The sequence below is a fragment of the Leptospira saintgironsiae genome (assembly GCF_002811765.1).
Taxonomy (GTDB): Bacteria; Spirochaetota; Leptospiria; order Leptospirales; family Leptospiraceae; genus Leptospira_B; species Leptospira_B saintgironsiae.
In genome coordinates, this window is the sequence record NZ_NPDR01000002.1 from 193,343 (window position 1) to 219,146 (window position 25,804).

Genomic DNA, 25,804 nt, shown 5'->3' on the forward strand with positions numbered 1-25,804 from the left:
TCTTGGGGACATGGATACAATTTCAATCGCCGGCATCAAAGTACCTAAGTCTAAATTAGGAAATAACTCCGGCTCTTTAGGTTCCGATCTGGTGGAAACAGATTCCACGATTAGGAATTTGCAAAATATTCTGTATCCTCTTCTGGAATCTCGCCCTGTACTTCTTGTTGGAGATGCTGGGGTAGGTAAAAACGCACTTATCTATTATATTAATTTCAAAAGAAATCATCCAACTGCAAGATTTAGTTTTAACGAAGATACTCTTCCAGAAGATCTGATCGGTTCTTATCGTTTACTCTTGGATGGAAAAGGTTTCGCTTGGGGAGATGGGCCATTAACTTCTGCAGTTAGAAGTGGTGCAAGTTTTGTGGCGGATGAAATGAACCTTTGTCCACCTCATATCATCAAACGTTTTTCTACAGTCTATGAATCCAATTATCTAGAGCTGATCGAAGGTGATGGAACTCGTATCCATGGTGCAGAAGGTTTTAATTTTATAGGAACCCAGAACCCTTCCGAAGGATTTGAAGGACGTAAACCACTTCCTTTCGATATCACAAGATATTATTCTACAGTATTTATAGATCCTCATACTCCTGACGAGATCTTGTTCATCTTAGGAAAATTATATCCGAATATGGACACTGATATTCTCAAATCATGTATCCGTATTTCTTTAGAGACCGAGACAAAAGTAGTTTCAGGTAGTTTAGGAAAAGGTGATTTAGAAAAATATCACTTCAATATCCGAAATCTTAAAAAACTTTGTAATCGTATCCTGGCTTTAAAAGCAGATCAACCTGAGCTTAGATTCAGAGAACTCTGGAATTTTTACGTAGAACCATTCCGCAAGGAAGATGATCGCAATTCTCAAATTGAACTTCTACTCAAAGAAACTGGATTAAAATCCAAGCCGAATCTTCCTGAGCCTAAATTCGAAGTGCATAAGGGATCTTTATTCTGTAACGATAAGGAAATCCATATTACCAACGAAAATACTGCAAAAGAAATTCTATCTTCTGTTCCAATGCCTTTAAAACTAAGAGAGTTTGCGGAGAAGGTTTACTCTGCAGTTCAATTTAAAGAAAACGTTCTGATAGAATATTCTGAAGAGCAAGATCCTCAGCTCATTCTACCTTTATTTACTGAGATCAGCGGGGTTCCTTTGGAAGCGGTTCATCTTTGTAAAGGCATCCATACTGCAGATATTATTGGTGCATTAAAGCCGATCGCAGGATCTCAAGTAGGTTGGGTTGATGGTCCTCTTACTAAAGGGATTAGAGAAGGTGGAAATATCCTGATCACAAACCTGGAAGCTGCGGGTGCAGAATTAGTAGAAAAATTGAATATGCTTACGGATGATGCAAGAGCGCTTGTTCTTCCTCCTGAAAGTTCCGAAGATAAACCTCTTTCTTTAAAGGAAGATTCTCGTATCTTTGCACTTAAATTATTCAGAAAGACTAAGTCTACTCCTACTATTTCCAGAGCATTCCGTAACAGATTTACTTCTGTTCTATTCCCTGAGCTGGAAGATATTGCAACACTTAAAGAAATCTTAAACTTCTATCTGCCGGAAGGAGATCTTGTCTCTAAAATGGCGGAGTTTCATACCAAGATTAAGGATCTTGCCAAAAAGAGAACCATTGGTTCTGCAAATTTGATGCCTTATACATTCGGACTTTCTAATCTTCTACAATGGAAGGATCATATTCTTCGTTATGCAGATGAGTCTCTCGGAAAAGAGGGACTACGTGAAATTGCACTTAGAGGCGGAAAGATCGCTTACTCTAACCAAGTTTCAGATCCTGGAGAGAGAAAAGAGTTGGAGAGAATTTTAGAATTCTCCTTATCAGGAATCGAGATTGTATCGGACTTCTTCCAAACTTTGGAGGATAAGAAAAAAAAAACTCTGACCCCTTCTACCGAAATAGAAAAGAAACGTTGGTGGGATCCAGAACTTCATAAGAGAGAACCTCTTACTGGAAAAGCGGAACTCAAAAACTCGGGAAGAGAATTAAGGGAAGGCCTGGAGATCAATACTCCTGAAACAGGTGGCCAAAGAAAAGAAGGACCTGATGCCTGGTACGGACAAGAGACCAGAGGAAACATGGGCCAAGGTGAACCTGCAGGCGGAGGTGGAGCCTGGGGTTATCGCACTGAAGAATTATACAAAGCATTCTTAGCAAAACGTAGAATACTTTGGGAATACACAATCCAAACAAGCATCAAAGAATTTAAGGAAGTATTCGGACGCAGTTTGGAAGAGGTAGAACTGAATCTTGAAAGACTTTTTGATCCGGAGATAGATATCAACCGGATGTATAGAAGCGAAGGTTCTCGCATTGACACTCGAAAATATATATCCTTTCTCTCCGGAAAAGGGGACTCTAAAGTATTCGATAAGACTACAATCGATAAGGACGAGGAAAAACTAAAAGGTGTAGAAGTTGCCTTTCTGGTTTCCAAGTCCCGTAGGATCTTCAACTTCGAATATTCAGTCGCTACATTATCCGCTATGCTCTCCAGCGCTCATATCTTGGATGAACATGATGTAAACTTCTCCGTAACAGCTTATTCGGATAGAATGAACCGAAAAGACAGGATCGATCTAGTCCAAGTGAAACGAATGGACGAATACTTCGATTCTAAGAAGGAAGAAGAGATGTTTGATTCTATCCGATCCGACTGGCAAGGGGATTCAATCGAAGAATACCAGCTCTTAGAACAGATAGAATCCTACTTTTCCCCGGAGGCCCAGACGAAAATACTGGTTATGATTTCGGACTTTAGGGGACAAAGGGGTAAAACGGAGATCGAACACGAGATCCAATCCCGAGACAATAAACGTCTAAAGGCAGAGATCCTTAAACATTCGAATAAAAATTACGTGTTTTTGGGTGTGGGACTCGGACGCAGATATATTGCGGAGCATTTATTTCCGGATTCTATCCAAATCACTTCTGAAAACTTTTATAATATGCCGAATTTAATCGGAGCAGAACTGGGAAGATTGATCCTCACTCACCATTCTTCCCGATAACGGTAAGCGCGGGTTAATCCCGCGCCTGGGAACTATGGCAACGAAGAAGGAAAAAGACAATAGCCCTCAACCTCTGGTAAATAAAAAAGCCAAGTTTAACTTCGAATTGATCTCATTCATCGAAGCAGGCATCGTTTTGTCTGGATCCGAAGTTAAAAGTCTCAGAGAAAAAAAAGCAAACCTGACTGATGCATTTGCTAAGATTAAGAATGGAGAAGTTTACCTGGATAGTTTTTCCATTACTCCGTACAAGAACGGAGGATATACAAACCATCCTGATATTCGCCCACGTAAACTTCTATTGAATAGAAAAGAGATAGATAAACTAGATAAACAGATCAAAGAAAAGGGATTGGTGCTCGTCGCTACTAAAGTATATTTTAAAGACAACCGTTGGGCGAAAGTGGAGTTAGCATTAGGAAAACCTAAAAAACTCTACGATAAACGGGAAGATATGAAAAAAAGCGACGCAAAACTGGAAATCGCGAGAGCGATGAAGACCAAGAATTACTCCTAAATGTCCTCTAAAAAAAGAGTTCCAATTATTAGCATTGTAGGACGCCAGAACGTTGGCAAGTCCACATTATTCAACGCACTTCTTAAAAAGAAATTAGCGATCACCGAAGATTATCCTGGTGTGACGCGTGATGTTCTTCGTGCTCGTGTTTTAAATCCGGAGAGGGGGCTTGATTTTATTCTCGCCGATACTCCGGGTCTGGATATAGAAAGACCAGAAAGTTTAGAAGAAGCAGTTCTCGAAAATGCTTTCAGACAAGTTGCTGAATCAGACCTTGTAGTTTTTCTTTTAGATCTACATGAAGTTACTTCTTATGATTCCAGACTCATTGATAAATTCAGAAAAGATCCGGAACTAAATCAGATACCAGTATTGTACTGCGTAAACAAAGTGGATCATCCGGAAGACGAAGAAGATCTAGATTCTTTTTATAAGATGGGTTTGTCTGAGATCCTACCAATTTCTGCCATAGGAAGAAGGAACCTGCCTCTTCTTTTGGAAAAAATTGCATTCTTACTTCCAACTGCGAAAAGAAAAAACCAAACCACGGAAGAAGGAGAAACACCTTCTACTTCTACGGAAGATTTCAGTCTTGCAATCGTAGGTAAACCAAACGCTGGAAAATCCAGTTTATTAAATGCACTTTGTGGATATGATAGAGCAGTTGTGAGCGAAGTTGCAGGAACAACTAGAGACTCTGTGGATACCACCGTTACATTTGACGGTAAAAAGATCCGTATCACAGACACTGCAGGTATCCGTAGAAAATCTGATAAGGCAGAAGCCTTGGAATTTTACTCTTACCAAAGAACAAAAAGAACCATCGAAAATTCGGATGTGGTCATTCATCTTTTAGATGCGCTCAAAGGATTTGGAGAATTCGATAAAAAGATCGTAGGAATGCTCCAAGAAGAAGGAAAACCATTCTTACTCGCTGTAAATAAATGGGATGCAATAGAAGATAAGGATAATGATTCCTTTAAAAACTACCAAGAACGTTTATACTCCAGATTTCCTCTCTTAAGAGAGATACAAATTATCACTCTAAGCGCTAAGGAAAAACAAAGAATTCATAAGATGATGGAGATGACCATTGATCTAGCGGCTCGTTCTAAGAAAAAAATCTCCACTTCTGAATTGAACCAATCGCTTAGAGCTTGGATGGCGGAAGCAGGTAGGTCCTTCTCCGCAAACAAACCTCCTAAGATGTTGTATTGTACTCAAGTTTCTGTTTCTCCATTTCATCTTATCTTATTCGTAAACCATATAGATTATTTTAAATCCAATTTATTGGCATTCATTAAGAAGAAGTTAACTGAGAAATATAATTTGAAAGGGATACCGATCCGTTTAGAATTGAGATCTGATAGAAAATGAACGAACTGTATTCATATTTTTTACCGGCATCTTTTCTTTTAGGCTCTATTCCTTTTGGATTTTTGGCCGCTAAATATAAAGGCATAGATATCAGGAAAAAAGGAAGCGGGAATATCGGTGCCACAAATGTAACCCGTATGCTTGGTTGGAAGATTGGACTTCCAGTTTTACTTTTAGATATAGTTAAGGGAGCAGTTTTTCCACTCACCATCCGATTGATCTACGGAGAATCCCAAGAGTTACTTTCTCTTTTTTGCGGAGTTGTTGCTGTCCTTGGTCATATGTTTTCTCCCTTCTTAAAGTTTAAAGGGGGGAAGGGAGTGGCGACTAGCTTCGGAGTATTTGCAGTGCTTGCTCCAGGACCAATACTAATCACATTGATTGTATTCTTAAGTTTGAAAAAGATCTATGGATTTGTGTCCATCGGTTCTATCGGAGGAGCAATCACTCTACCCATTTCGTATTATCTGCTTTCTTTAATAGAAGGAAAAAGTTTTAATACACCTATCTTTTGGGCCATAATATGTATCAGTTCTACAATCTTGGTTTTACATAGAACCAATCTGATCCGATTGATCAAAGGCCAAGAGTTTGCTTCTGATAAAGAGAAGTATAAAGACCAAGAATAAAGTTTTTCTAAAATTTCCCAAGCTCAGTTTTAGGCTTGAATTTGGAAGGGATCGGATTTAGAAATCTTCCTTAAGGTATGATTCACAAGGAGATAGACGAAAACCGTACCAGAGAAGAGAAGATCGATAGTCTAAATCGATTCTTGCAAGCTCATCCTTTGGCGGAGATCCAAGATCTATACAAATGGCTCTATTACGGAGAATTTGGCGAGATCGCCATCCAGGAATTTTATACTGAAAAGAAAAATGCTCCTGCTCTTCATTCCATGCTCGAAGAGTTAAGATTTGACGGAGATAATAATATTTCTCCTGAAAATGTTTGGGAACCACTTGGTTTTTCGCAAAGATACCTGATGATCTATCTTACACCTTATTATAATATGGAATATCCATTGATGAGAGTTGTAAATCTGATCCAAAGATCCTCTGCATTCCAAGGTTATCGAATGAGATTTAAATTGGATTGGATCTTACTCAAAGACGAAATCGTTTCTAGAAATATTGGATTTTCCAAACAAGACTTTATCAATTTCGAAGACAGGATCCAATTCCATCAATTGCCTGAATTGGATTTTTCAGATACATTTAAACAAAATTATCCGGCCGCTAAAAGAATTATCGCAGGCAAATTATTCTTCGAATATTTTCCAGAATTCATAGGTGAACCAAGAGGGTTTACCTTACTCGAGGATGAAGCAGGTTCTTCCATTCCAGAAGAGGAAGAAGAGATGGTTTATACTCGTTGGGAAGGAGAAGGAGAGGCATTGTAAGAGCCCCTGCAACCTACTCTGATTCGCTTGTTGGAGTTCCTACAAACGGTGCAAAACTTGCCTTTTTTCCTCGAAATTTCTTTCTTTACAAAACTTCCCGAATAGTCTAAATTTTGTAAAAATAGGATTCGCAGTTATGTTACAAGAAATCAATGCAGCCGGAAGTAATAACCGAGCGGCCCAACAATTCTCCCAATCCGAATTCACTATCCGTAATATGCCGGATCGTCTTCACCCGCTTAGCAATATGGACACAGTTGTTACAGCGCCGAAGAGTCTCGCCAAGGTAGGCGTAAATACCGACGATCAAATGACACGCAGGGGTTATCTAATCGATCTAAATGCATGATCTTTCAGATACAGACTAAATCGAGAGGAAAACCCGGCCCAAGGCCGGGTTTTTTATTATACTCCTCTTCAAGAGGTGAACAAAAAAACTGGTAATGAGGCAGAACTAGGGATGTTCCAAAATCAATCTATAAAATTCTTTATCCTACTCGTGATCGCCATGGTGAGTTGGGGATTCGCCTGGCCTTCGGCAAAATCAATCGTGGGCACGGAACCTCCGATCGTAATCGTATTCTGGAGGTTCTTAGCAACGGCGCTTTCTTTAGTTCCAGTTCTGATCATCAGAAAAGAATCAATCGCCTTACCTGATAAAAAAGGATTACTACAGGTTGTAATAGGCGCAGTATTATACACGATATACAATCAATTCTTCTTATTAGGACTTAGCCAAGGTTTGGCCGGAGCAGGTGGAGTACTCGTTACCACAATGAATCCGATCTTTACGTATATTTTGGTCCACACATTCCAAAGAAAACTTCCTTCCGGGAAAGAATTCATAGGTTTATTCATAGGATTAACCGGCGGATTCTTACTCTTAAAAATTTGGGAAGGAGATTGGACGTTACTATTCCAATCAGGAAACGTTTACTTTTTACTTTGCGCATTTAGTTGGGCGATTTTAAGTATGAATAGCCATAGCACGGGACAAAGAATGTCTCCTATGGTTTATAGCTTTTATGTATTCAGCATTGGAACAGTTCTGGATCTATTTCTTGCATTTCCATATGATCTAGGCGGAGTGATGGATAATGATTGGAATTTCTGGGTTCAGTTACTTTATCTTTCCGTAATATCTACAACTTTCGGGACTACAGTGTATTTTTATGCATCCAGTAGATTGGGATCCAGGACGGCGAGTTCGTTTATATTCTTAGTTCCAGTCACGGCCCTCTTCGGAAGTTGGATCTTTTTGGGAGAAGAGCCTAAATTAAGCACATTACTTGGCGGATTATTTGCTATTTCTTCAGTGATTATATTAAATAGAACGCAAGGTAAAAAAGAAGAAGTTTCTGCAACGGAAGAAGAGCTAGAAGTTCCGAATTAACCCCAATTACTTTTATAAAAATGTTTACCCTTAGGAGCTACCTGGAAACCTTCCGGGTGCTCCACGATTAGACTGGCTTCTTTTAGATCTTCTAAATGAGGCCTTAAATTCCATTCGGTAAGAGAAGTATTCAATTCTAAATCCCTCATTGTAAGAAATCCTCCTTCGGAGGACGCCCTATAAATATCTTGCAGGATTTGATTTTCAACGCTACTCATTGAAACCGTTTTTTAGTATAGGCGAGGAGCGGTCACGTCCAAAAATACATAGGCACCCGATTCTACTTCTCTGCTAAAAACAATCAGATCTTTCACCGCGTCGCTATCAAAGTAACGCTCACTCATTCCCCAATCATCTGGCTTTCTCATAGAATCTCTAAGCTGTCTGTAAAAATAGGGGAGGTAAGACCAGTTTTTACCGATCCCGTGGCTTGTTTCTCTAAAAGAATCTTCTCCTGTTCTCATATAATAAGGAGACAATTGAGTTCCCTTAGAATCAGTAATATATACCCTATGGATCTCTTTAGAAGATTGAAAAACTGTATAAGCATCGATCAAATATCTATTAGCTATTTTTAATATAGGAAAAGGACTTAGAAATTCCCCTAAAGTCAGCCGGATCTTATTCTCAAAATTCAATTCCTGACGAAGTGCTTCCATTTTTTTCTGATGAAAAAATTTCACCATTTCTTTGATAGATAAAGAAGGTTCCTTGCCCGTAGAAAGTTCTGCTCCCGGTCTCAAAAGTAAAAATCCCTGTAGGAATCTTGCTCCTCCTTCCAATGCAAAATACAATTCTTCCTGGGTTTCTAAGCCCTCATATAGAACAGAAGCTCCTAAGGAGAACGCCAAGTCACGTATATGTTCTAATACTTTTCTGACAGAAGGAGAACGAGAAGATGCTCTTATTAATCTAAGATCTAATTTTAAAAAGTCCGGGCGGAGAAGTCCCACTCTTTCTATACCAGAAGCCTCCGATCCTAAATCGTCCAGAGCGATCTTGAATCCGTAAGCGCGGAGAAGGTCCACTGCGATCCTTAATGAGTCCAGGCTTCCAGAAAATTCTTCTTCAGTAACTTCTAAGATGATACGATTCGGTTCTATTCCATATTCTCTGGCTAACCGTAATAATCGAAAGGAATCAATCCTTTCATTTTCCAATTCTCTATAAAGACGATTGGGAGAAATATTCAGGAATAATTTAGATTGGTCCGGATGTACTTTAAGTTTTTCTAATGCTTTCGTCCAGAGGCCTTCTTCTAATTCTCCCAGTTCAGAATCGGATAGCCCTGCCTCAGCGGAGAATAAATAACCTGCAGAAACAATATCGTCTCCAGTTTTCTTACGTGCCAAAACCTCATGAGCGAAAATTTGCCCATCTTCAACAGACAAGATCGGTTGGAAGAATGGTATAATTTCCGTTTCTTGTTCCTGGAGGATCATTGTTCGTTATCTTGGATATTGTTATCGTTATAGCAAACTTAAATCCAGAATCGAATGAGTTTTGAATCCAAATACGTTAATATTATTAATTTAGTTTAATATAATTTAAACCGTAGGAAGAACCTCTAAAAACTTCGCAGGACGTTTGCGATTCAGATCTAATAAGGCCCATTCTGTGCTCGCTTGGCAGGCGACCTTACCATTCGACAAAAGTATTTTTTGCTCGAAGACCGCTCTTGTAGGAGAAGTCAAAACCAGATCAGACTCGATTGTGATCTCTTCTGGATAAGAGATCTCTTTTATAAATTTCAGATTTAAATTTAAGATCACCGGACCAAAACCTTTGTCTGCGAATTCTTCCATTGGAGCACCCCATTCTCTCATGGCTCTCATTCTGGCCTCATCCAAATAACCTTGGTAGTTCTTATTATTTACATGTCTGTTTGCGTCCAACTCGTCCCATCTTACATTTAAAGAATGTTTATGGCCTTCTCTGATTTTTTGTGTTTCTGCAGTTTCCATTTTTTATTCCTTATGGTCCAAAATGTGTATTAGAAATTTGTAAAAGTTTTCTGTTGGTCCCAATGAACCGCTTGCTCTACCTACAAGAAGGGCTCCTCTCCATGAGGATTCCAGAAACAGAGCGAATTCTCTATCAGTGCCGGAAATATTCAATTTTTTGAACGATCTCGCTTTCTGGCTGACAACTGCCAGTTGGTCCAAGGCGGAATCGAAATAGTTTTTGAGAGGTTTTTGTAGAGAAGTTTCAGAATGGCCTAGCTCCTGGCCGAATACATTGACTAAGCAGGAGACACCTTCTTTTAGGTTTTTTTTCTCCAGTTTGATCCTTTCTTTATATAAATTCAAAAGAGAAGATATCGGATCTTCTTTTGTTTTTTGAAGGATCTTTTCATTCCATAAGATTGCATTTTCAGAATAGTATTCTAAAACCTCTGACGCAAAGTCCTGTTTAGTGGGAAAATAATTATAAAAGGAAGCCTTGGGGATTTCGGCCTCGTCTGCGATTTCTTGGATACCTGTTGCTGAATATCCGAATTTACGAAAACGATCAATCCCTTTTAGGATAAGAGTATGCCTCTTCTCCTTTGCAGATTCTGCACTAATTCTCATACAAAATTAATACGACCGATTGGTCGCATTAATCAAGTCTTTTTTCTTTTTCTAAAATTTTAGATAATAGGGGAAGGGTAACTAAAACCAGTAAAACTTCCAAGGCACCATATAGAATTCCTGTAAATTCGAGGCCGGAGGCCCTATCATATATATTACTGAAAGTTTCTTGGGCGGAGATTGAGACTAATGGCCCTAGGAGAAATCCCAAGGAACCGAGTCCTGTAAACACAGTCATTACGCTTGCATTAAAACCGCTGGGCGCAAGTGAAGAAGCAAGTCTCATCGCAGGCACATACATGATCCCAGCACCAATTCCGCATGCGATCATGGACAGGTATAGTCCTGAAGAAGTATTCAAAAATCCAGTGCTTGCCTGTGCGATCCCATAAATGAAAGAACCGATCCAAACTAAAGAGATGGAATTCCATCTTCTGGAAAGTAGCGCAGCAGGAAGAGATAATACACTCATGAGTAGGAACATGACTCCGAAAAGTCCACCTACTTGTCCTGGGGAAAATCCTAGATCTTCTCTTAAATGTAAATTTAAAGAACTTAAAAAATAACCTACAGTGAAACGATCCACAAAATGGAAAGCAATAGGGACGAGTAATAATGGAGAAAGTGCCAAGGCCGTTTTTGTTTTTTGCCAGCCTTCCCATTCTAATTTTTTGAGATTACCTTCTTCTAAAAAGAAAAAAGCCAAAATCCCCAAAAACAGAAGAATGAATCCTCCTACAAAAAATGGAAGAAGTGGGTTTTTATTCCCTAAAAATCCAAGAGATTGACCAACACCGCCTCCTAATGTAAGAAGTGTTCCGCCTAATCCGAATAAAATTCCTTTATTATAAAAACTAGATGTTTGGTCCTTCTCTTTATCTGAAATACAGGTGAGAAGTAGACCTATCACAAAAATATGCGCCCCTCCTTCCAAAAATCTCAAAACAAAAAGAGAAGAGATATTTGGCATAAATGGGAGAAGGGCTAGCAAAAACGCGTCCAATATAGCAAAAGTTCCGATTAATTTTTTTCTGGTTCCTAATTTATCCGATAGCCATCCAGCTAACGGTGAGAATAAAAAAGAACCAAGCATCGCGGAACTCTGGAACCAGGCTACTCCGTATCCGGTTCCACCCAATCTATCTTTTATGATCTCTTTATATACCGGCACGATCATCGTAACCGGTAGCATTGCTAAAAAGATGAAGGATAATGTAATCCAGGGAAAAGAATCCGCCCCCAAGGAGGAGGATCCTTTTTTGGCAGATACTTTTAACAAAGATCAGTGCCTCGCAGGACTCGCTAAAACTTCATCGAATTTGGCTTTGCCTATAGAAGAGATCAATGTTTCTTCCAACTCGTCGAAAATTTTTCCGTTCAATTTAAAAACTTCGTTAGCTTCTTGTACTATTTTTTCTTTTTCGGAATCGGAGAGAGAAAGGGAGTCTAAAGCAGTTCTATATTTATCTTTAAAATCTTTCGGGCTGGAGATCTCAGGAAACTCGTAAAAATCCAGACCTGATGTTCCTTCTATTCCTAAAGCTTTAGCGGCTACTCTTTTTAAAATCTGTCCGCCAGAAAGATCTCCTAAATAACGAACATAACTATGGGCTACTAATAATTCCGGAGAAGTATTTGCAGTTTCTCTAATATGTTTTACGTAAGCTTCTGTAGCTGGAGTAATTTTTGGAGAATGTCCCGGTTGGAAAAAATGTGCCAGGTCTTTTTCGATCATCCCTTTTCTATATAATTCCGGGAATCTGATCTTTCCTACGATTGGATGGTCTTTTTTATTTTCCAACTCTTCTTCCATCGCTGCATAAACGAAATAAAAAGATTCCAAATGTTTAGCGTAACTTTTTGGCTCTAATACTCCTTTCATAAAGCAGCGAATGAATGCGTTGTTTTCCGCAATGGTATGAGATTCGGAGGTTCCGTCTCTTAATGCTTGGGCTAGGCTCATGGGGTTTCTCCTGACAATACTGTGACAAATGTTCAATTTTAGGTTTGAGAGTCAATCTCAAAAATGAGAAAAAGAAGAGGGATTTGTATCAAGAAAGGAGCTTGGAATTTAATCCTCCATATCCCAGAAAAAGTCCTTATTCGTTAGTTCTGACTCTTCCGTTTTTGCAATGGAGTTCCTAGCATCTGGCTCAGAAGATACAGGAAGATCCGAACCAAGTCGTTCCAGGTCCTGGGTCTCTTTTTCCCAATATTCTTCGGTTCCGAAATGAGGAAATGCATTCGGGAAAGACGGATCTTCCCAACGTTTTGCAATCCATGCAGAATAATGAATATAACGTAAGCCTCGCAGCGGTTCGACCAAATCGAACCAAGATTGGCGAAATTCACGGAACTCTCTATAACCTTCTAAAAAGATCTCTCTTTCATACTCCGACGCCGAATCGCCAAAGGGAAGAAGCATCCAAAAATCTTGGACTGCGGGCCCGGTCACAAAATCATCAAAGTCTATAAAACAAAGTCCGTCTGCGGTTTGTATTAAATTTCCTTTATGACAATCTCCATGAATACGATGAAATGGCATGTCTTTAGATGCTTCGGAGAATGAGCTAAAAATTCGATTGGCAGCTTCTTCGTATCTTTTCCAGAGATGAGTTGGTAGGAACTCATTCTCCTTTAGGAAACGTAGCGGTTCCTCTCCGAAATTTTTGAGATTATATTCTATCCTATGTTTTGACGGTTTAGAGGCCCCGATATTGTGGATCCTCGCAAGTAGTCTTCCTGTTTGGACTAAATTGTTTTTGTCCAACTCTTCTACTAATCTTCCTTTTTGGAGAGGCCAGATCGTATAATAAATTCCTTTTGTTTCTCGGACAGTGACTCCGTTTTCTAAAGGTAAAGGAGCAACTACAGGGATCTCTCCTTCTTCTAACTCTTTTAGAAATGAATGTTCTTCTAATATTTGATTAAGAGTCCAGCGTGCAGGGCGGTAGAATTTTACTACGAGTCTTCCACCTTCTTCTAAGCCAACATCATAGACTCTATTTTCTAAACTGTTTAATGCGAGGCAATGTCCGGAAACTGAAAATCCAGCATCTTCTACTGCTGATAAAACGGAATCTATATCGAGCCGGTTGTAGAATTCTTTCCCTGGGATTTCCATGATTGCTAGTATCCGTATAGAAACTAGCAATCATAGGATTTTTTATTATTTTGCGACTGCTGCTTTCGCCGCGAGAGCTGCAAATTCTTCCCTACCGAAAGCAGTTCCTGCAATTCCCCATCCACCTTCTGCAGCCTCAGTTAGAAGTACCCAAGTCCGAGAGGCCTGGCTTGGATCTCCAGAGATCTCTGTAACGATCTCAGTGATTTCTTTCACAAGTTGTTTTTGTCCGTTTCGATTCAATACACCTGGGGGAGTGATGACTTGGACACGGACCGTTTTCGCTAGAGCATCTGCTGCTGTTTGGACGGCAGAGGCTTGCATTTTATGGATATAAGCGGCGGTATTTTGTAAATGAAGTGGGCCAGGTTCCGTTACTCCTTCCGCACGTAAAACTGCTCGGGTTAGTTTTTCCCCGAGTTGGCGATCCTTCTCCGCAGGAAAAAGATCATTTGGTGCATAAACGTCGATCATTGGCATAAAATGGCTCCTAAAATTATTCTGGATTATAATCGTCATCCAGAATAAGGATGAAAGTCTTTTGACAATCGTGTCAACTGTAAAAACTGGAGTATTGAATAATGGGCCATTCACAAACGAATAAATCAGAAAGTAGGGAGAAGATCCTGAGAGCCGCAGCTGACCGTTTTCGGGAATTCGGAGTCAACGGTATCGGTTTGGACGCACTTATGAAAGAAGCCGGTCTGACTCACGGCGGCTTTTATCGTCATTTTTCCTCGCGAGAAGAACTAGTAGGGGAAGCTATCGAAAAAGCTCTCCAGGACGGAAGTCGAAATGTGCAGGATACTGTTTCAAGAGGAAAGGAACTTTCTTTAGAAGGTTTGGTCGATGCTTATTTGAGTAAACGCCATCGGGATAATTTAGCAAGCAGTTGCGCAGTAACTTCACTTTCCGCAGATACGATCCGAAGTAATGAACATGGAAGATCGGCATACACCCGCCAAGTGAAAGCTTATCTAGATTTGTTGAATGGGCTCATCGAAAAGAAAGAAGGTTCCGAGGAGAAAGTTGTATTAGCTTTATCTACATTAGTAGGTGCTTTGTCTATTTCGAGAGCGGTGAATGATCCGAAACTTTCCAGAGAAATTTTAAAAACTACGGCAAAAGAATTAAAATCCTATTTGCAATCGTGATAAATGGGCCCTGCGACTTTGTGCGGACAATCTAATCCCCAGCCAGAAGTTTTCTGCGGAGCATTGTAAATTCTTTCAGGATCGCGCCTAAAAATAATTCTTTTTTGCGTGTCTCGTCTAGCTTATCTTTATGGCGAAGAATATATACTTCCGTTTTTCGGATTAAATATCTTAAGTCTTCCCAAGTACCTAATGTATCTTTGAAAAGAGAGAGTAGATCCGAATAAGCTTCTTCTTTTTTTTCCGGTTTAGAAAATTCGTTTTTGATCTTATCTATTGTTTCTAATAATTCTTTTTTGAATTCTGTAGGAGATCCAACCAAGGTTTCTTGGATCAATTCAGGTTTCCAGGCAGGAAATTCTTTCCAGAAGTATTCGTGATTTTGAAATCCCTTTAGGATTTGAGTGGCTTCTTCCGGTCCTATATTTCTCGCATTTTCAATATTGGCACCTTGCGTGTTTACGTTATAAACTGGAAAGTCCAAGGATTTGGATGATTCTTCAAACCAATGTCTATACAAGTCCAATACATAATCCGTTAATACTTCTCCGCCTGTTACGGATGGAACGTATCTTGTGTCTCTTTTTCGGACTACTGCTTCATTGATTTTTTCTAAACTTGTTTTTCTAGTAAGTAAGGTAAGCCATTTTTCATTATGATGAGTCCCAGTAGAATGGATCTCTCTGCCTGAATAAGCCAAATCCTGGCCCACTAAAAAGCAGGGTTGGCATCCGAGACTTCTCAACAAATCAAATGCAGTTGTAGCAACACTTCCCCCAGATTGAACATCTCCAATTGGGCCAAGCAAAGATTCCGCGCTGGAACTTCCTGCAGTTGCTTCTCTTTTTAATTCTCCGGAAGCATCTACCAAATATTTTGCAGTGATGCTATGGACTACTGATTTAAATTTCAAATTTCTTAATATAGGAGGAGAGCTAACCAAATCAGCAAAAAGAGGAATTTCCGACGTATCTTCCCCCAAAAAATGGAATACTGAATGAGTTTGTGCATCTAATGTCATCACTCCATCAGGTATGATCCCATATTTGAGAAGTACTTTGAGAGAAGTATCACAGGACATTACAAAAACTTTATCTCGTATACTTTTGATCCATTCACATTGTCTGCGTAAGTTTGGTCCCGCAGATACAAGTAGGGACGGTACTCCGTTAAATTTTTCCTTTAAGGATTCTATTTTGGTCCTGGGACTTGGGGGGGATAAAAAGTTTGCGGTATTTACGAGAGAATTTCTCACCCAAATTCTTTCGAATTCAAATTTGGTGAGTAGATCACTCATCTTGGAAGATAAAATTTTTCGAAGTCTTATATCTGTTTCCGCATAAAACATTTCTTCCAAGGAAACACTTGCTGCGTTCCTAAGTATTCTGATCCCGGAAACTCTTTCTACAGGAAGTGACTCTAAATAATTCCAAAGAAGAGAAAGTGAATTTTCTCCTAAGAATAAATGTCTTCCTGGGACTTCCATCACAGGTTCCAACCATTCTTCCCAAAGTGAAAAGAGTAGATCTCTATCCTTGTCTATGAGTAATAAAATTTGTCCTGGTTCTAATTTGGATTCTACCTCTCTGATCAAATGTGGATTTCCAAGTCCTAAAATAGCGACTAGATCCGTGGATTGAATGGAGACCGAATCTAATTGTCGTTTTGCTTGGGTAAAAGGAGAAACTGAACTTGCTAATGCTCTTCCTTTTTTAGAGAGAAAGAACTCATTTTGGTTTTTGGCCGCTTCCAGTCGGAACTCCAACATTTCAGTAGGAGGATTTTGGAAATACAGGCTAAGATACGGTTTTTTCCCGAATATTTCTCTTGTTTTTTCCGGGAGATCGTGAGACATAATACTCCTAAGCATTCCAGAGTCCGCCCGATTCTGGTCACTTGCAATCAATTTCCCAAAGAAACACAAAAATACATATGTATCTCAAAAGCCTGAATATTGTTGGATTCAAGACCTTTGCGGACGAGACAGAAGTTCTTCTCGATCCGGGATTTACCGCAGTTGTAGGACCTAACGGTTCCGGAAAATCGAATATAGTCGACGCTTTAAAATGGGTCTTCGGTGAAAAATCCGCCAAGGGTCTTCGCGGTGATAAGATGGACGATGTCATCTTTCACGGTTCGGAAGCTCGTAAGCCTGCGGGTTTCGCAGAAGTCAGCGTAGTTTTCGATAATTCTTCCAAACTGATCAAGATGGATTATCCAACCATCAAATTGACCCGCAGATTATACGCGGATGGAAATAACGAATATCTAATAAACGATTCTCGTGTTCAACGTAAGGAAATCGAAAAGATCTTACTCGATACTGGTATCGGAAAATCAAGTTACTCTATCATGGAACAAGGAAAGGTGGATCGTATCCTTCATTCCAAACCGGAAGAGAGAAGGTTGATCTTCGAAGAGGCTGCAGGTATTTCCAGATTTAAGATGGAAAGACAAGAGGCTCTTAAAAAACTTTCAGACACGAACCAGAACCTTCTTCGTATCCAAGACATTATGAATACGATGAAGAAGGAGATGGAAGTTAAGGAAAAACAAGCGGAGAAGGCGGAAGAATATTTCAGGCTCAAACAAGAATTGGATGAGACTGATAAGATCATTCGTTATATCAAATTTTCTACCTTAACCAAGAAACATGAAACTTCTGAGAACGAATTAAAAGAAATTAAAGAAAAGAACAGAGTTCTACTGGAAAGAATTTCTGTGGAGACTGGCAGGATTGAAGAGTTAGATCATCTTAAGTCTGACTTGGAAAAGAAGGTTGCAGAGATTGACAAAAAACTTTTGGATCATCTCACCCAAACCCAGATCCAAAAAGATAAAGTTGAGAGCAATAAAGGTATTATCCTAGATTATTCTGATCGTATTTCAGATATTAGAGAATCCTTAACTAAGGAAGAATCTGCCCAAAGCCTTCTTCAGATCGATAAAGAGAAATTAGAAAAAGAAGCAATTGATCTGGAAGGGGAAAGTAAATCTCTGGAATTGGGGATTGAAGAACTTCGTAAAAATAAAACAGATATCGAAGCCAAGATAGAGGCGGAAAATACTTCCATCCAAGAGAAGGAAGCTCGGATCCAGTCCAATGATAAACGACATGTGGAACTGAGAGAAAGACTGAAAGAAGTTATATTCGATCTAATTTCTCAATTGGAATCCCGTAAAAAAGAAGCACAATCAACCGAACAAGAAAGAAACCGTCTGAAGGAACTCCTACTGGGAGAGGCTGATCGTATTCATTCTGTCGAAACAGAACTTAAAACCGCTTTGGATTCTTATACAGGAGAAGAGACTAAAAACAAGATCTCTTATCTGGCTGGAAAACTAGAAACTGAAAAGTTCAGATCTCAACTGGGAGAATATTTCTCCTTAGAAGACAGCATCCGCAGTTTATTATTTGATAGAGACGGATTTTTATCCCAGAAAGAAGGTTTAGACCAAGAGATAGAAGATCTGATCTTGGAAAATGAAAACCTTACCAGATCTATCAAAGAATCCGGATTGGCAATCGAAGCTTTGAGAGAAGAAGCAGAGAATATCCGTGAAAAGATCGTTTATTTAGAAAAACGGATCTTAGAATTAAATTCTGAAAAAAATGCTAAATTAGAATCCGCTAAGTCTCTTTCCGTAAGGATAGAAGAGACTGAAAAAAGAATTTTGGCGGCTCAAGAGTCCATCAAAACTTTAGGCGTTAAAAAAACAGAATTCGAAAAAGAAGTGATCGAACTGGAACAGCAGATCGAGAACAGATATAACGAATTTTTGGAAATGAGCCGTGCTTTAGATTCTGAAAAAGAAGCACTTCGAAATATTGTAAAAGAGATCCAAGGTCTTAAAAACGAGATCCAGAAAAACCAAGAAGACTATAAGAACTTATTCCCTATCCTGACTGAAAAGGAAAAGGCAGTTTCAGTTTATAAGGTCCAACTGGAATCTTTCTCAGAAGAATTGTACAACGATTATTCTATCTCCGAGCAGGAACTTGCTGACGAATTCAAAGACAAGAAGCCTGAAAAAGGGGAAAGTGAGACAAAACTCAAACGTTTGAAATCTGATATCCAAATGTTGGGATCTATCAATCCACTTTCTATCGAAGAATATAGAAACGTAAAAGAGATCTACGAACATCATCGCACTCAAAAAGAAGATATCGAAAGATCCAAAAATGATATCACAGAGATCCTGAAAAACATCAATGAAGAGTCAGAAAAACTTTTCAGAGAAACATTCGAAAGGATCAGAACGAATTTCCAGGAAACATTCTCTACTTTATTCAATGGGGGAAGAGCGATGCTTGAACTTGTTGATGGAGAAGACAGCCTAAACGCTGGTATCGAGATTATGGCAGAGCCTCCTGGCAAACATGTCCAAAACTTGAGACTACTTTCTGGTGGAGAAAAATCACTAACTGCAATCGCACTACTATTTGCGATCTATATGGTGAAACCTTCTCCATTCTGTTTCTTGGATGAGATAGATGCGGCCCTCGACGAAGCAAATAAACTTCGTTTCTGTCAGATCTTGGATAAGTTTAAAGACAAATCTCAGTTCGTGGTAATCACTCACGCTCAGTCTACGATACATAGGGCAAATTCCATTTTTGGGGTCACAAACGAAGAACCTGGAATTTCCAAAATTATCAGCTTAAGACTGGACGAAGCCAGAGATTTTGCTGGAAGAGCGACCGAAGCAGTATAATCTGGATTCGTGGCGCAATCAGACGATCTAATCATCGCAGGCAGAAGGTTCAAATCCAGACTGTTTTTAGGAACTGGTAAGTTCTCTTCTGGTGCTTCTTTAGAACAAGCGATCCATTCTTCTGAAACAGAAGTAGTAACTGTTGCTCTACGCAGAGTGGATCTGTCTTCGACCGAAGATGATATTCTTACCAAGATTGATCGGGAAAGAATATTACTTTTGCCGAATACAAGCGGCGCAAGAGACGCAGAAGAAGCTGTAAGACTTGCTAGATTGTCCAGAGAGCTGGGCGGTGGCGACTGGGTGAAACTAGAAGTAACTCCTGATCCAGTTTACCTTCTTCCGGATCCTATCGAAACTTTGAAGGCAGCAAAGATCCTGGTCAAAGAGGGATTTAACGTTTTACCTTATATCAACGCAGATCCAATTCTATGTAAACATTTAGAAGAAGCAGGATGTGCCACTGTGATGCCTTTAGGTTCTCCGATCGGAACAAACCAAGGGATTCGCACCTTAGCAAATTTAGAGATTATAATAGAACAATCCAACATTCCGGTGGTGGTAGATGCAGGACTTGGACTACCTTCTCATGCAGCACAGGCTATGGAATTAGGAGCAGACGCAGTTCTTGTAAACACTGCAATAGCGATCGCAAAAGATCCTGCAAAAATAGCATACGCATTCAAACTTGCAACGGAAGCAGGAAGGATCTCCAGATTATATTCTAATTCAGGAATATCCACATCCAAAAAAGCCTCCGCCTCCAGTCCTCTCACAGGATTTTTAGAAGAAGAATCTAGAAATGTACACGGAGTTATTTGATAAAATCTCCTTCTCAGAAGCGAAGGAAAAAGTATTATCTAAATCTAAAATAGATATAGAGTCTTCGCTCCATAGTTCTTATTCCGGAAAACCACTTAATTTCGAAGAGTATCTCTCCTTATTACATCCTTTAGCTGATTCTTATTTAGAGGAAATGGCTGAGCGTGCACTGAACTGGACTAAAAAGAGATTTGGAAATACTATTTCTCTCTATATGCCAATGTATCTTTCGAATGAATGCAGATCTTCCTGTGTTTATTGTGGATTCAGTTTTGAAAATAAAATTCCCAGAAAAACATTAAACGAGTCTGAGATCCGGGCCGAGTCGGAAGTCCTATATTCCAAAGGGATCAGACATCTTCTCATCTTAACTGGAGAAGATTACTCTATCACAAATTTAGAATATTTAAGATCTGCAGTTCGTATCTTAAAATCTTATTTTGATTCTATCTCCATAGAAATTTATCCTATGGATCAGGAAAAATACGAGATATTGATTGGAGAAGGAGTAGAAGGTCTCGTCGTTTACCAAGAGACCTATGACCCAGAAACATATTCCAAGTATCATCTACGTGGGATGAAAAAGAATATGAGGTATAGATTGGATGCTCCCGATAGAGGAGGCCTTGCCGGATTCAGGCGTATAGGAGTTGGTGCGCTACTTGGACTTTCTGATCCGTATGGAGAAATGTTCCGTTTAGGAGAACATGCACATTATCTTTCTAAAAAATATTGGAGAACAACGATCCAAATCTCTCTTCCTCGCATGAGGCCTGCAGAAGGTGAGTTTGATAAGACTATTTTCGTTTCTGACAGAGAGTATGTTCGATTCTTATTTGCACTTCGACTTTTTCTACCGGATAGCGGGCTTGTTCAATCCACAAGAGAATCTATACATATGAGAAATCATTTAGCAGGAATGCCAATCACTCATATGTCTGTAGAATCTAGAACAGATCCTGGAGGTTATTCAGGAGGAGAAGAATTAAAACAATTCGAGATAGAAGATTCTAGAAAGATCGAAGAATTTACGGAAATGTTAAGGAAGAAGGGACTGGATCCAGTCTTTAAGGATTTCGACCGGGCATTTTTGCAAGTACCCGATCGAATTGTTTAAGGATTATTTTTTACCTTTATAACTGTCCATCAAGCAGCTATTAAAAGCTGTACATTGACCTGAATGAGTTTCGTAACAAGCAGTCACTGCTGAATAATTTTTGCGGCATGTATTTAAACATCCAGCTCCCACTTTCTGTTTGTCTGCGCTGCTAAGTTTTTTTTGGCCTTCTACACAAGTTGTATAAAAATCACAGATCTGGTTGCATGCTTGGCTTTGAGCGGAAACGGAGGAGATTCCGGTGAAAACCGTAGCGAGCAAGATTAGGGTTGCGAGGATTGTTTTTTTCATGGGTGTGTTTTCTCCAAAGGACCTAGCGACGCAGGGATTCGAACCCCGGACCTGCGGATTATGATTCCGTTGCTCTAACCAGCTGAGCTACGTCGCCGTTATTCCTAGGAAATACCTTAAAAGGTATTTACCGGTCATTTTTTTTGAAATACCGGCCTTGTCAAAGATTTCTCTCCGGGAGATTCGAAACCTTTCCTAGGATAAACTGGCCTAATATTCTTTAATCAGACCTTTGCCCGATTAGAATGTTCCAGCTTTCGGCCGTTTTTCCGTTCCCTTTTTGTTCCGGATTTGGTAAATTTTTTCTTTCTAAGAGAAGAATTTCGAGACGAGTCTGTAATGTTTTCCCTAAATTTTCCCACTCTGATTTTAGCTCTTCTGGAAAGGAAAGTTTAGAATGAGATTCCACTTGGGAGAGAAGGTCAGGGATCAGTTTTTCTTCTAGCTCCTTCTTCCTGAGTTGAAAATGTTCTGATAAGTCTTTTTGAGAATGTGAATATTCTTGTTCTAATCTTTTGAGAAGGAATCTGTCAGTTCTGTCTGAATATTTATCCAATAAATGAATGACTTTTTCTTCAAAGATCGCTTCCATCCCGGCTTCCGTTTTGGGATGAAATTCTTTTTCAGTCCATTCTTTCAACTTATTCAATGCGTCTTTGTGTCCAGGTCTTTCTTCTATCCAGCGGGAAACTAATTCTTCATAAGCTTCTGCAAGAACAGAAGAGAGTATCAAAAGTTGTAAGCCGAAAGAAAAATGGATTTTCGGTTTAAAAACAAATTCATTCTCAGATTCAATTTTTCCGAGTGCAGATAATAGGGAGAAGTATTTGGAATCTGCTCTTTTATACAGAAACTTTTGGATCGCTTCTTCTAATTCGGAGGAGCCTTGAGATACTAATTCGTATTCGTTGATCTCTCTGATATCTGTCAAAGATCCTACAAAAAAAGCCTTCGCCAAGGAGAAGGAGGAAGAATATCTTTTTCCATTCTCTCTTCTTCCCCATAGTTTTCTTTCTAATAGTAGAGAATTTGAATGTTTCTCTTCTTCTTTCCAAACGATCTCAGGAATTGAATGGATCTCTGTTTCTAAAATTCTGCTGAATTGTTCTTCAGATCTTTCCATTTTTCCTAAAACATGAATATAAGAGTCAGTTAAACTTGTTCCTTCGGAGATCCAGAAGCAGAGTTTTTTTCCAAATAATACAGGAGGGATTAAATAGGAGAAGGTAACTGAATCAGGAATGCCCATATTTGCGCGGACAGGATAAGAGGGAAGTGTAGAAAGCAATTCAGAAGAAGGAACCCATTCTTCTAAGGAAACTAGAAGGTATTCTTCTGCTCCATTCTCCTTTGCCCATGCCAATACTGATTCAAAATATTCTTTGGAGTTTGGAATTCCTGTATGGGTATCTCTCCCGCCTGAAAAAGAAAGCTCGGATGGACTAGGCCATTTGGCAAGGGTCTGCATGGTTTCTCCCATGATTATATTTTGAGCGTAGTGTACCAAACTAGCGCAAGACAAAGGACAGATAGATCCAAGATCTTGGCCTTGAAAATTCTATCGAATCCATTCAATCGGAGTTTTTTACTGATTGCCTCAGGTTCAAGGATTTTTAGCCTGAACATGGACTGCTTTTCAAGGGGCTCATCCTTTTTTTATTGGGAAGGAAGATACTTGCAAGATGGGTATTAGGATTTGGCACATCTCTTGCATATGCTTAAGCAGGACACGCTTTTTGCGTGCGAATTAGAGACCCCTAGTACAAAGATATAGGAGATAAGTATCAATGGCGAAAAATGCCGCAGAAGTGATCGCTTTCGCAAAAGCGAACAAGATTCTTTTCTACGATTTCCGTTTTACGGATATTAAAGGAGCTTGGCACCACGTTTCTTACCACGTAGATTCAGTAGAAGAAGACACTCTAAAAGGACTTCCTTTCGACGGTTCTTCCATCCCTGCTTGGCAGCCGATTCATAAATCGGACATGCAGTTGATCCCTGACCCAACTTCCATCTTTTTGGATCCATTCACTGCAGATCCTACTCTTGTAGTATTCTGTGATGTTTGGGACATCTATAAGAACCAAGCTTACGAAAAATGCCCTCGTTCCATCGCTAAAAATGCGGTGAAATACCTGAAAGAAACCGGGATCGGCGATACTGTTTATTTCGGACCAGAAAATGAGTTCTTCCTTTTCGACGGTTTGAAAGTAAGAGACGCGATCAATATCCAATACTATGAATTGGAATCTTCCGAAGGTATCTGGAACTCTCACACTGACATGCCAGGTTCCATCAACACTGGACACCGTCCAGGAACCAAAGGTGGTTACTTCCCAGTAGCTCCTGTGGATTCTCAAGTGGATCTTCGTGCTGATATCGTTAAAACTCTTCATAAGATTGGAATGGAAACTTTCGTGGTTCACCACGAGGTTGCTCAAGCCCAAGGAGAGATCGGAGTTAAATTCGGAACTCTTATTGAAGCAGCTGATAACGTTCAAAAACTGAAATATGTTGTTAAGAACGTAGCTCATAAATGGGGAAAAACTGCAACCTTCATGCCTAAACCTCTTTACGGAGACAACGGTAACGGTATGCACTGCCACCAATCCATTTGGAAAGACGGCAAAAACCTATTTGCAGGAAACGGATACCAAGGTTTGAGCGAGCTTGCTCTTAACTATACTGGTGGTGTATTGAAGCACGGAAAAACCGTAGCTGCTTTCACTAATGCTTCTACTAACTCTTATAAGAGACTTCTTCCAGGATTCGAAGCTCCTGCGATTTTAGCTTATTCTGCTCAGAACCGTTCTGCTTGCGCGAGAATTCCGTTCGTTAGCGGCGAAAAAGCTAAACGTGTTGAGTTCCGCTTCCCAGATTCTTCTGCGAACCCTTATCTTGCATTTGCTGCATTGCTTATGGCAGGACTTGACGGGATTCAGAACAAGATCGATCCGGGACCACCTCGGGAAGAAGACTTGTTCGAACTTTCTCTGGATGAGATCCGTGAGAAAGGAATCCAACAAATGCCTCACACTCTTAGAGAAGCAATTGAGCATATGTTGGCTGGTAAAGAAATTTTCAAAAAAGGAAATGTATTTACCGAAGAGTTCATCCAAACCTACAAAGCTTACAAATTCGAAACCGAAATTTGGCCTTGGGAAGGACGTCCTCACCCATTCGAGTTCCTTACTACTTATTCTTGCTAATCGTAAGAATTCAGTATGGATTAAAAAACCCCGGAACATTCCGGGGTTTTTTTATGGGATCTGATCTAAGTTCGGCTTATCCGCTTCTGGATATTTTGCCAAATAAGCGCCAACGGTTTCTCTTTTTTTAGTCAGCCTTTCTCTATGATCTGAAATGATCTGTCCGAAGTCTAACTTGCCTGTGATGATCTCATATCTTTCTGTTTCAATCGTTCCTAGATCCAGATCGTAATCTATTTCAGAAGCCTGGTCTGCGTATTTTCTGGACGCTTCCCAATAAGGAATCGCTTCTTTATAGAATGAATCTGCTACTTCAAAGGATTGTTTGAGCTCGTGGGCAAAATCTAAATTATAAAAATATAAATGTCTTTTATCAAATTGAGAAGCGATCCTCATATAGGATCTCATGATTTGCAGATTCATATGCATAAAGATCAGAAGTCTGTATTTATGATATTCTTCTTCGTTTGTTACTCTGCAGAGTGCATTCCTTGGATGGCGGAATCTTTTTTGTAAACCTGCTTTTAAGAAGAATATATTTCTTCTGAGTTCATTCTCTTTATAATGAAGTTTGAGACCATACATCTCATAATAATCTTCTAAAAACTTTGGCTCCCATTTATGGAGTTTATAAGGAACCCAGTCTGAAAACTTGGTGTATACACCATGCTTCTCGTATTCGTAATTATAATCCAGATCAGGTTCAGTGCTGATCGATACTGGAATTGGATTCAAATTTTGTAATGTAGGGGAGAAGAGCAGAAAAACTAGGATCCAGGCCCGCGTTATGTGTCTTATTCTTCTCTGCATTCTATTTTATTCTATCGGCCTTTCTTTCCAATCCTGGAAGGGAAAAGAAACGTCGAAACATTCTACTTTAGTAGGGGAGATGCCAATTTGGCATTATTGGGGATCAAGTTTTGAGAAAAAAAGCGACCACGTCCTAAAAAATGTTCCAAAATATTGAATAAATTGTTTACAAAATCTGCTAAACTCTGAGTTATATCCGCTATATTGGATTTTAATCCAAAATAAGGGACTCCCCATATGTTAAAAAATACAATTACGAGCC

At 39.5% G+C, this 25,804-nt stretch carries 24 protein-coding genes and 1 tRNA gene; 12 read left to right on the forward strand and 13 right to left on the reverse strand.

From position 1 onward, the window contains the following. Positions 1-10 precede the first annotated feature (10 nt). The 7 genes from CH362_RS05880 (at position 11) to CH362_RS05910 (ending at position 7,726) form a co-directional block, all read left to right on the forward strand. A complete protein-coding gene (locus CH362_RS05880; RefSeq protein ID WP_100709448.1) occupies positions 11-3,040 on the forward strand; it encodes an AAA family ATPase in 3,030 nt (1,009 codons plus the stop codon). A 34-nt stretch (positions 3,041-3,074) separates the two neighbouring features. Next, on the forward strand, positions 3,075-3,557 hold the full coding sequence (smpB, locus tag CH362_RS05885; protein ID WP_100709449.1) for an SsrA-binding protein: 483 nt from the start codon (positions 3,075-3,077) through the stop codon (positions 3,555-3,557). Further along, positions 3,558-4,934 carry a ribosome biogenesis GTPase Der gene (gene der / locus CH362_RS05890; RefSeq protein WP_100709450.1) on the forward strand — a complete coding sequence of 459 codons (1,377 nt, stop codon included), beginning with the start codon at positions 3,558-3,560 and terminating at the stop codon, positions 4,932-4,934. Next, on the forward strand, positions 4,931-5,563 hold the full coding sequence (gene plsY / locus CH362_RS05895) for a glycerol-3-phosphate 1-O-acyltransferase PlsY (RefSeq protein WP_208859541.1): 633 nt from the start codon (positions 4,931-4,933) through the stop codon (positions 5,561-5,563). The genes der and plsY overlap by 4 nt, the downstream gene beginning before the upstream one ends. A gap of 77 nt (positions 5,564-5,640) precedes the next feature. Further along, positions 5,641-6,333: a hypothetical protein gene (locus CH362_RS05900; protein ID WP_100709451.1), complete on the forward strand. Its 693-nt coding sequence runs from the start codon at positions 5,641-5,643 to the stop codon at positions 6,331-6,333. Between the two features lie 136 nt (positions 6,334-6,469). Beyond that, positions 6,470-6,682, forward strand: coding sequence for a hypothetical protein (locus CH362_RS05905; RefSeq protein ID WP_100707304.1), 213 nt, complete (start codon positions 6,470-6,472; stop codon positions 6,680-6,682). 111 nt (positions 6,683-6,793) lie between these two features. Beyond that, entirely contained in the window at positions 6,794-7,726 is a 933-nt protein-coding gene (locus CH362_RS05910; protein WP_100709756.1) for a DMT family transporter, read from the forward strand. Here the strand turns inward: CH362_RS05910 and CH362_RS05915 are convergent. From CH362_RS05915 to CH362_RS05950, 8 genes are all read right to left on the reverse strand, one after another. After that, complete coding sequence (locus CH362_RS05915; protein WP_100709452.1) at positions 7,723-7,944, reverse strand: hypothetical protein; 222 nt, start codon at positions 7,942-7,944, stop codon at positions 7,723-7,725. The genes CH362_RS05910 and CH362_RS05915 overlap by 4 nt on opposite strands. 12 nt (positions 7,945-7,956) lie before the next feature. Then, positions 7,957-9,168: an EAL domain-containing protein gene (locus tag CH362_RS05920; RefSeq protein WP_100709453.1), complete on the reverse strand. Its 1,212-nt coding sequence runs from the start codon at positions 9,166-9,168 to the stop codon at positions 7,957-7,959. A 105-nt stretch (positions 9,169-9,273) separates the two neighbouring features. Further along, a complete protein-coding gene (locus CH362_RS05925) occupies positions 9,274-9,690 on the reverse strand; it encodes an acyl-CoA thioesterase (protein ID WP_100709454.1) in 417 nt (138 codons plus the stop codon). 3 nt (positions 9,691-9,693) lie between these two features. After that, entirely contained in the window at positions 9,694-10,299 is a 606-nt protein-coding gene (locus CH362_RS05930; protein WP_100709455.1) for a TetR/AcrR family transcriptional regulator, read from the reverse strand. Between the two features lie 28 nt (positions 10,300-10,327). Then, positions 10,328-11,578 carry an MFS transporter gene (locus tag CH362_RS05935; RefSeq protein ID WP_100709456.1) on the reverse strand — a complete coding sequence of 417 codons (1,251 nt, stop codon included), beginning with the start codon at positions 11,576-11,578 and terminating at the stop codon, positions 10,328-10,330. Between the two features lie 3 nt (positions 11,579-11,581). After that, positions 11,582-12,262 (reverse strand): biliverdin-producing heme oxygenase, encoded by a 681-nt coding sequence (locus CH362_RS05940; RefSeq protein WP_100709457.1) that lies wholly within the window; start codon positions 12,260-12,262, stop codon positions 11,582-11,584. Between the two features lie 108 nt (positions 12,263-12,370). After that, positions 12,371-13,423 (reverse strand): serine/threonine protein kinase, encoded by a 1,053-nt coding sequence (locus tag CH362_RS05945; RefSeq protein WP_100709458.1) that lies wholly within the window; start codon positions 13,421-13,423, stop codon positions 12,371-12,373. A 45-nt stretch (positions 13,424-13,468) separates the two neighbouring features. Then, positions 13,469-13,903, reverse strand: a complete 435-nt coding sequence (locus CH362_RS05950) for a tautomerase family protein (RefSeq protein ID WP_208859542.1) — start codon at positions 13,901-13,903, stop codon at positions 13,469-13,471. A gap of 101 nt (positions 13,904-14,004) precedes the next feature. Here CH362_RS05950 and CH362_RS05955 point away from each other — a divergent pair, with 101 nt between their 5' ends. After that, positions 14,005-14,577: a TetR/AcrR family transcriptional regulator gene (locus CH362_RS05955; RefSeq protein ID WP_100709460.1), complete on the forward strand. Its 573-nt coding sequence runs from the start codon at positions 14,005-14,007 to the stop codon at positions 14,575-14,577. Positions 14,578-14,608: 31 nt separating this feature from the next. Here the strand turns inward: CH362_RS05955 and CH362_RS05960 are convergent, their stop codons facing one another. Continuing rightward, positions 14,609-16,432 (reverse strand): motility associated factor glycosyltransferase family protein, encoded by a 1,824-nt coding sequence (locus CH362_RS05960; protein WP_100709461.1) that lies wholly within the window; start codon positions 16,430-16,432, stop codon positions 14,609-14,611. Between the two features lie 77 nt (positions 16,433-16,509). On the opposite strand from CH362_RS05960, the gene CH362_RS05965 reads away from it, so the two are divergent. Genes CH362_RS05965 through thiH form a run of 3 tightly spaced genes read left to right on the forward strand, consistent with a single transcriptional unit; the run spans position 16,510 to position 21,232 of the window. Beyond that, positions 16,510-19,293 (forward strand): chromosome segregation SMC family protein, encoded by a 2,784-nt coding sequence (locus tag CH362_RS05965; protein WP_100709462.1) that lies wholly within the window; start codon positions 16,510-16,512, stop codon positions 19,291-19,293. 9 nt (positions 19,294-19,302) lie between these two features. Further along, positions 19,303-20,115 carry a thiazole synthase gene (locus tag CH362_RS05970; protein WP_100709463.1) on the forward strand — a complete coding sequence of 271 codons (813 nt, stop codon included), beginning with the start codon at positions 19,303-19,305 and terminating at the stop codon, positions 20,113-20,115. After that, positions 20,096-21,232, forward strand: a complete 1,137-nt coding sequence (gene thiH, locus CH362_RS05975) for a 2-iminoacetate synthase ThiH (protein ID WP_100709464.1) — start codon at positions 20,096-20,098, stop codon at positions 21,230-21,232. Before CH362_RS05970 ends, thiH begins: the two co-directional genes overlap by 20 nt. 3 nt (positions 21,233-21,235) lie before the next feature. Here the strand turns inward: thiH and CH362_RS05980 are convergent, their stop codons facing one another. From CH362_RS05980 to CH362_RS05990, 3 genes are all read right to left on the reverse strand, one after another. Further along, positions 21,236-21,523: a Cys-rich protein gene (locus CH362_RS05980; RefSeq protein WP_100709465.1), complete on the reverse strand. Its 288-nt coding sequence runs from the start codon at positions 21,521-21,523 to the stop codon at positions 21,236-21,238. 23 nt (positions 21,524-21,546) lie between these two features. Beyond that, positions 21,547-21,620: transfer RNA gene (locus CH362_RS05985), tRNA-Met, on the reverse strand. A 123-nt stretch (positions 21,621-21,743) separates the two neighbouring features. Then, complete coding sequence (locus CH362_RS05990) at positions 21,744-22,991, reverse strand: hypothetical protein (RefSeq protein WP_100709757.1); 1,248 nt, start codon at positions 22,989-22,991, stop codon at positions 21,744-21,746. Positions 22,992-23,310: 319 nt separating this feature from the next. Here CH362_RS05990 and glnA point away from each other — a divergent pair, with 319 nt between their 5' ends. After that, positions 23,311-24,732 carry a type I glutamate--ammonia ligase gene (gene glnA / locus CH362_RS05995; RefSeq protein ID WP_100709466.1) on the forward strand — a complete coding sequence of 474 codons (1,422 nt, stop codon included), beginning with the start codon at positions 23,311-23,313 and terminating at the stop codon, positions 24,730-24,732. A 51-nt stretch (positions 24,733-24,783) separates the two neighbouring features. Here glnA and CH362_RS06000 read toward each other — a convergent pair whose 3' ends face one another. After that, positions 24,784-25,542 (reverse strand): hypothetical protein, encoded by a 759-nt coding sequence (locus CH362_RS06000; protein WP_100709467.1) that lies wholly within the window; start codon positions 25,540-25,542, stop codon positions 24,784-24,786. Positions 25,543-25,804: the final 262 nt, after the last annotated feature.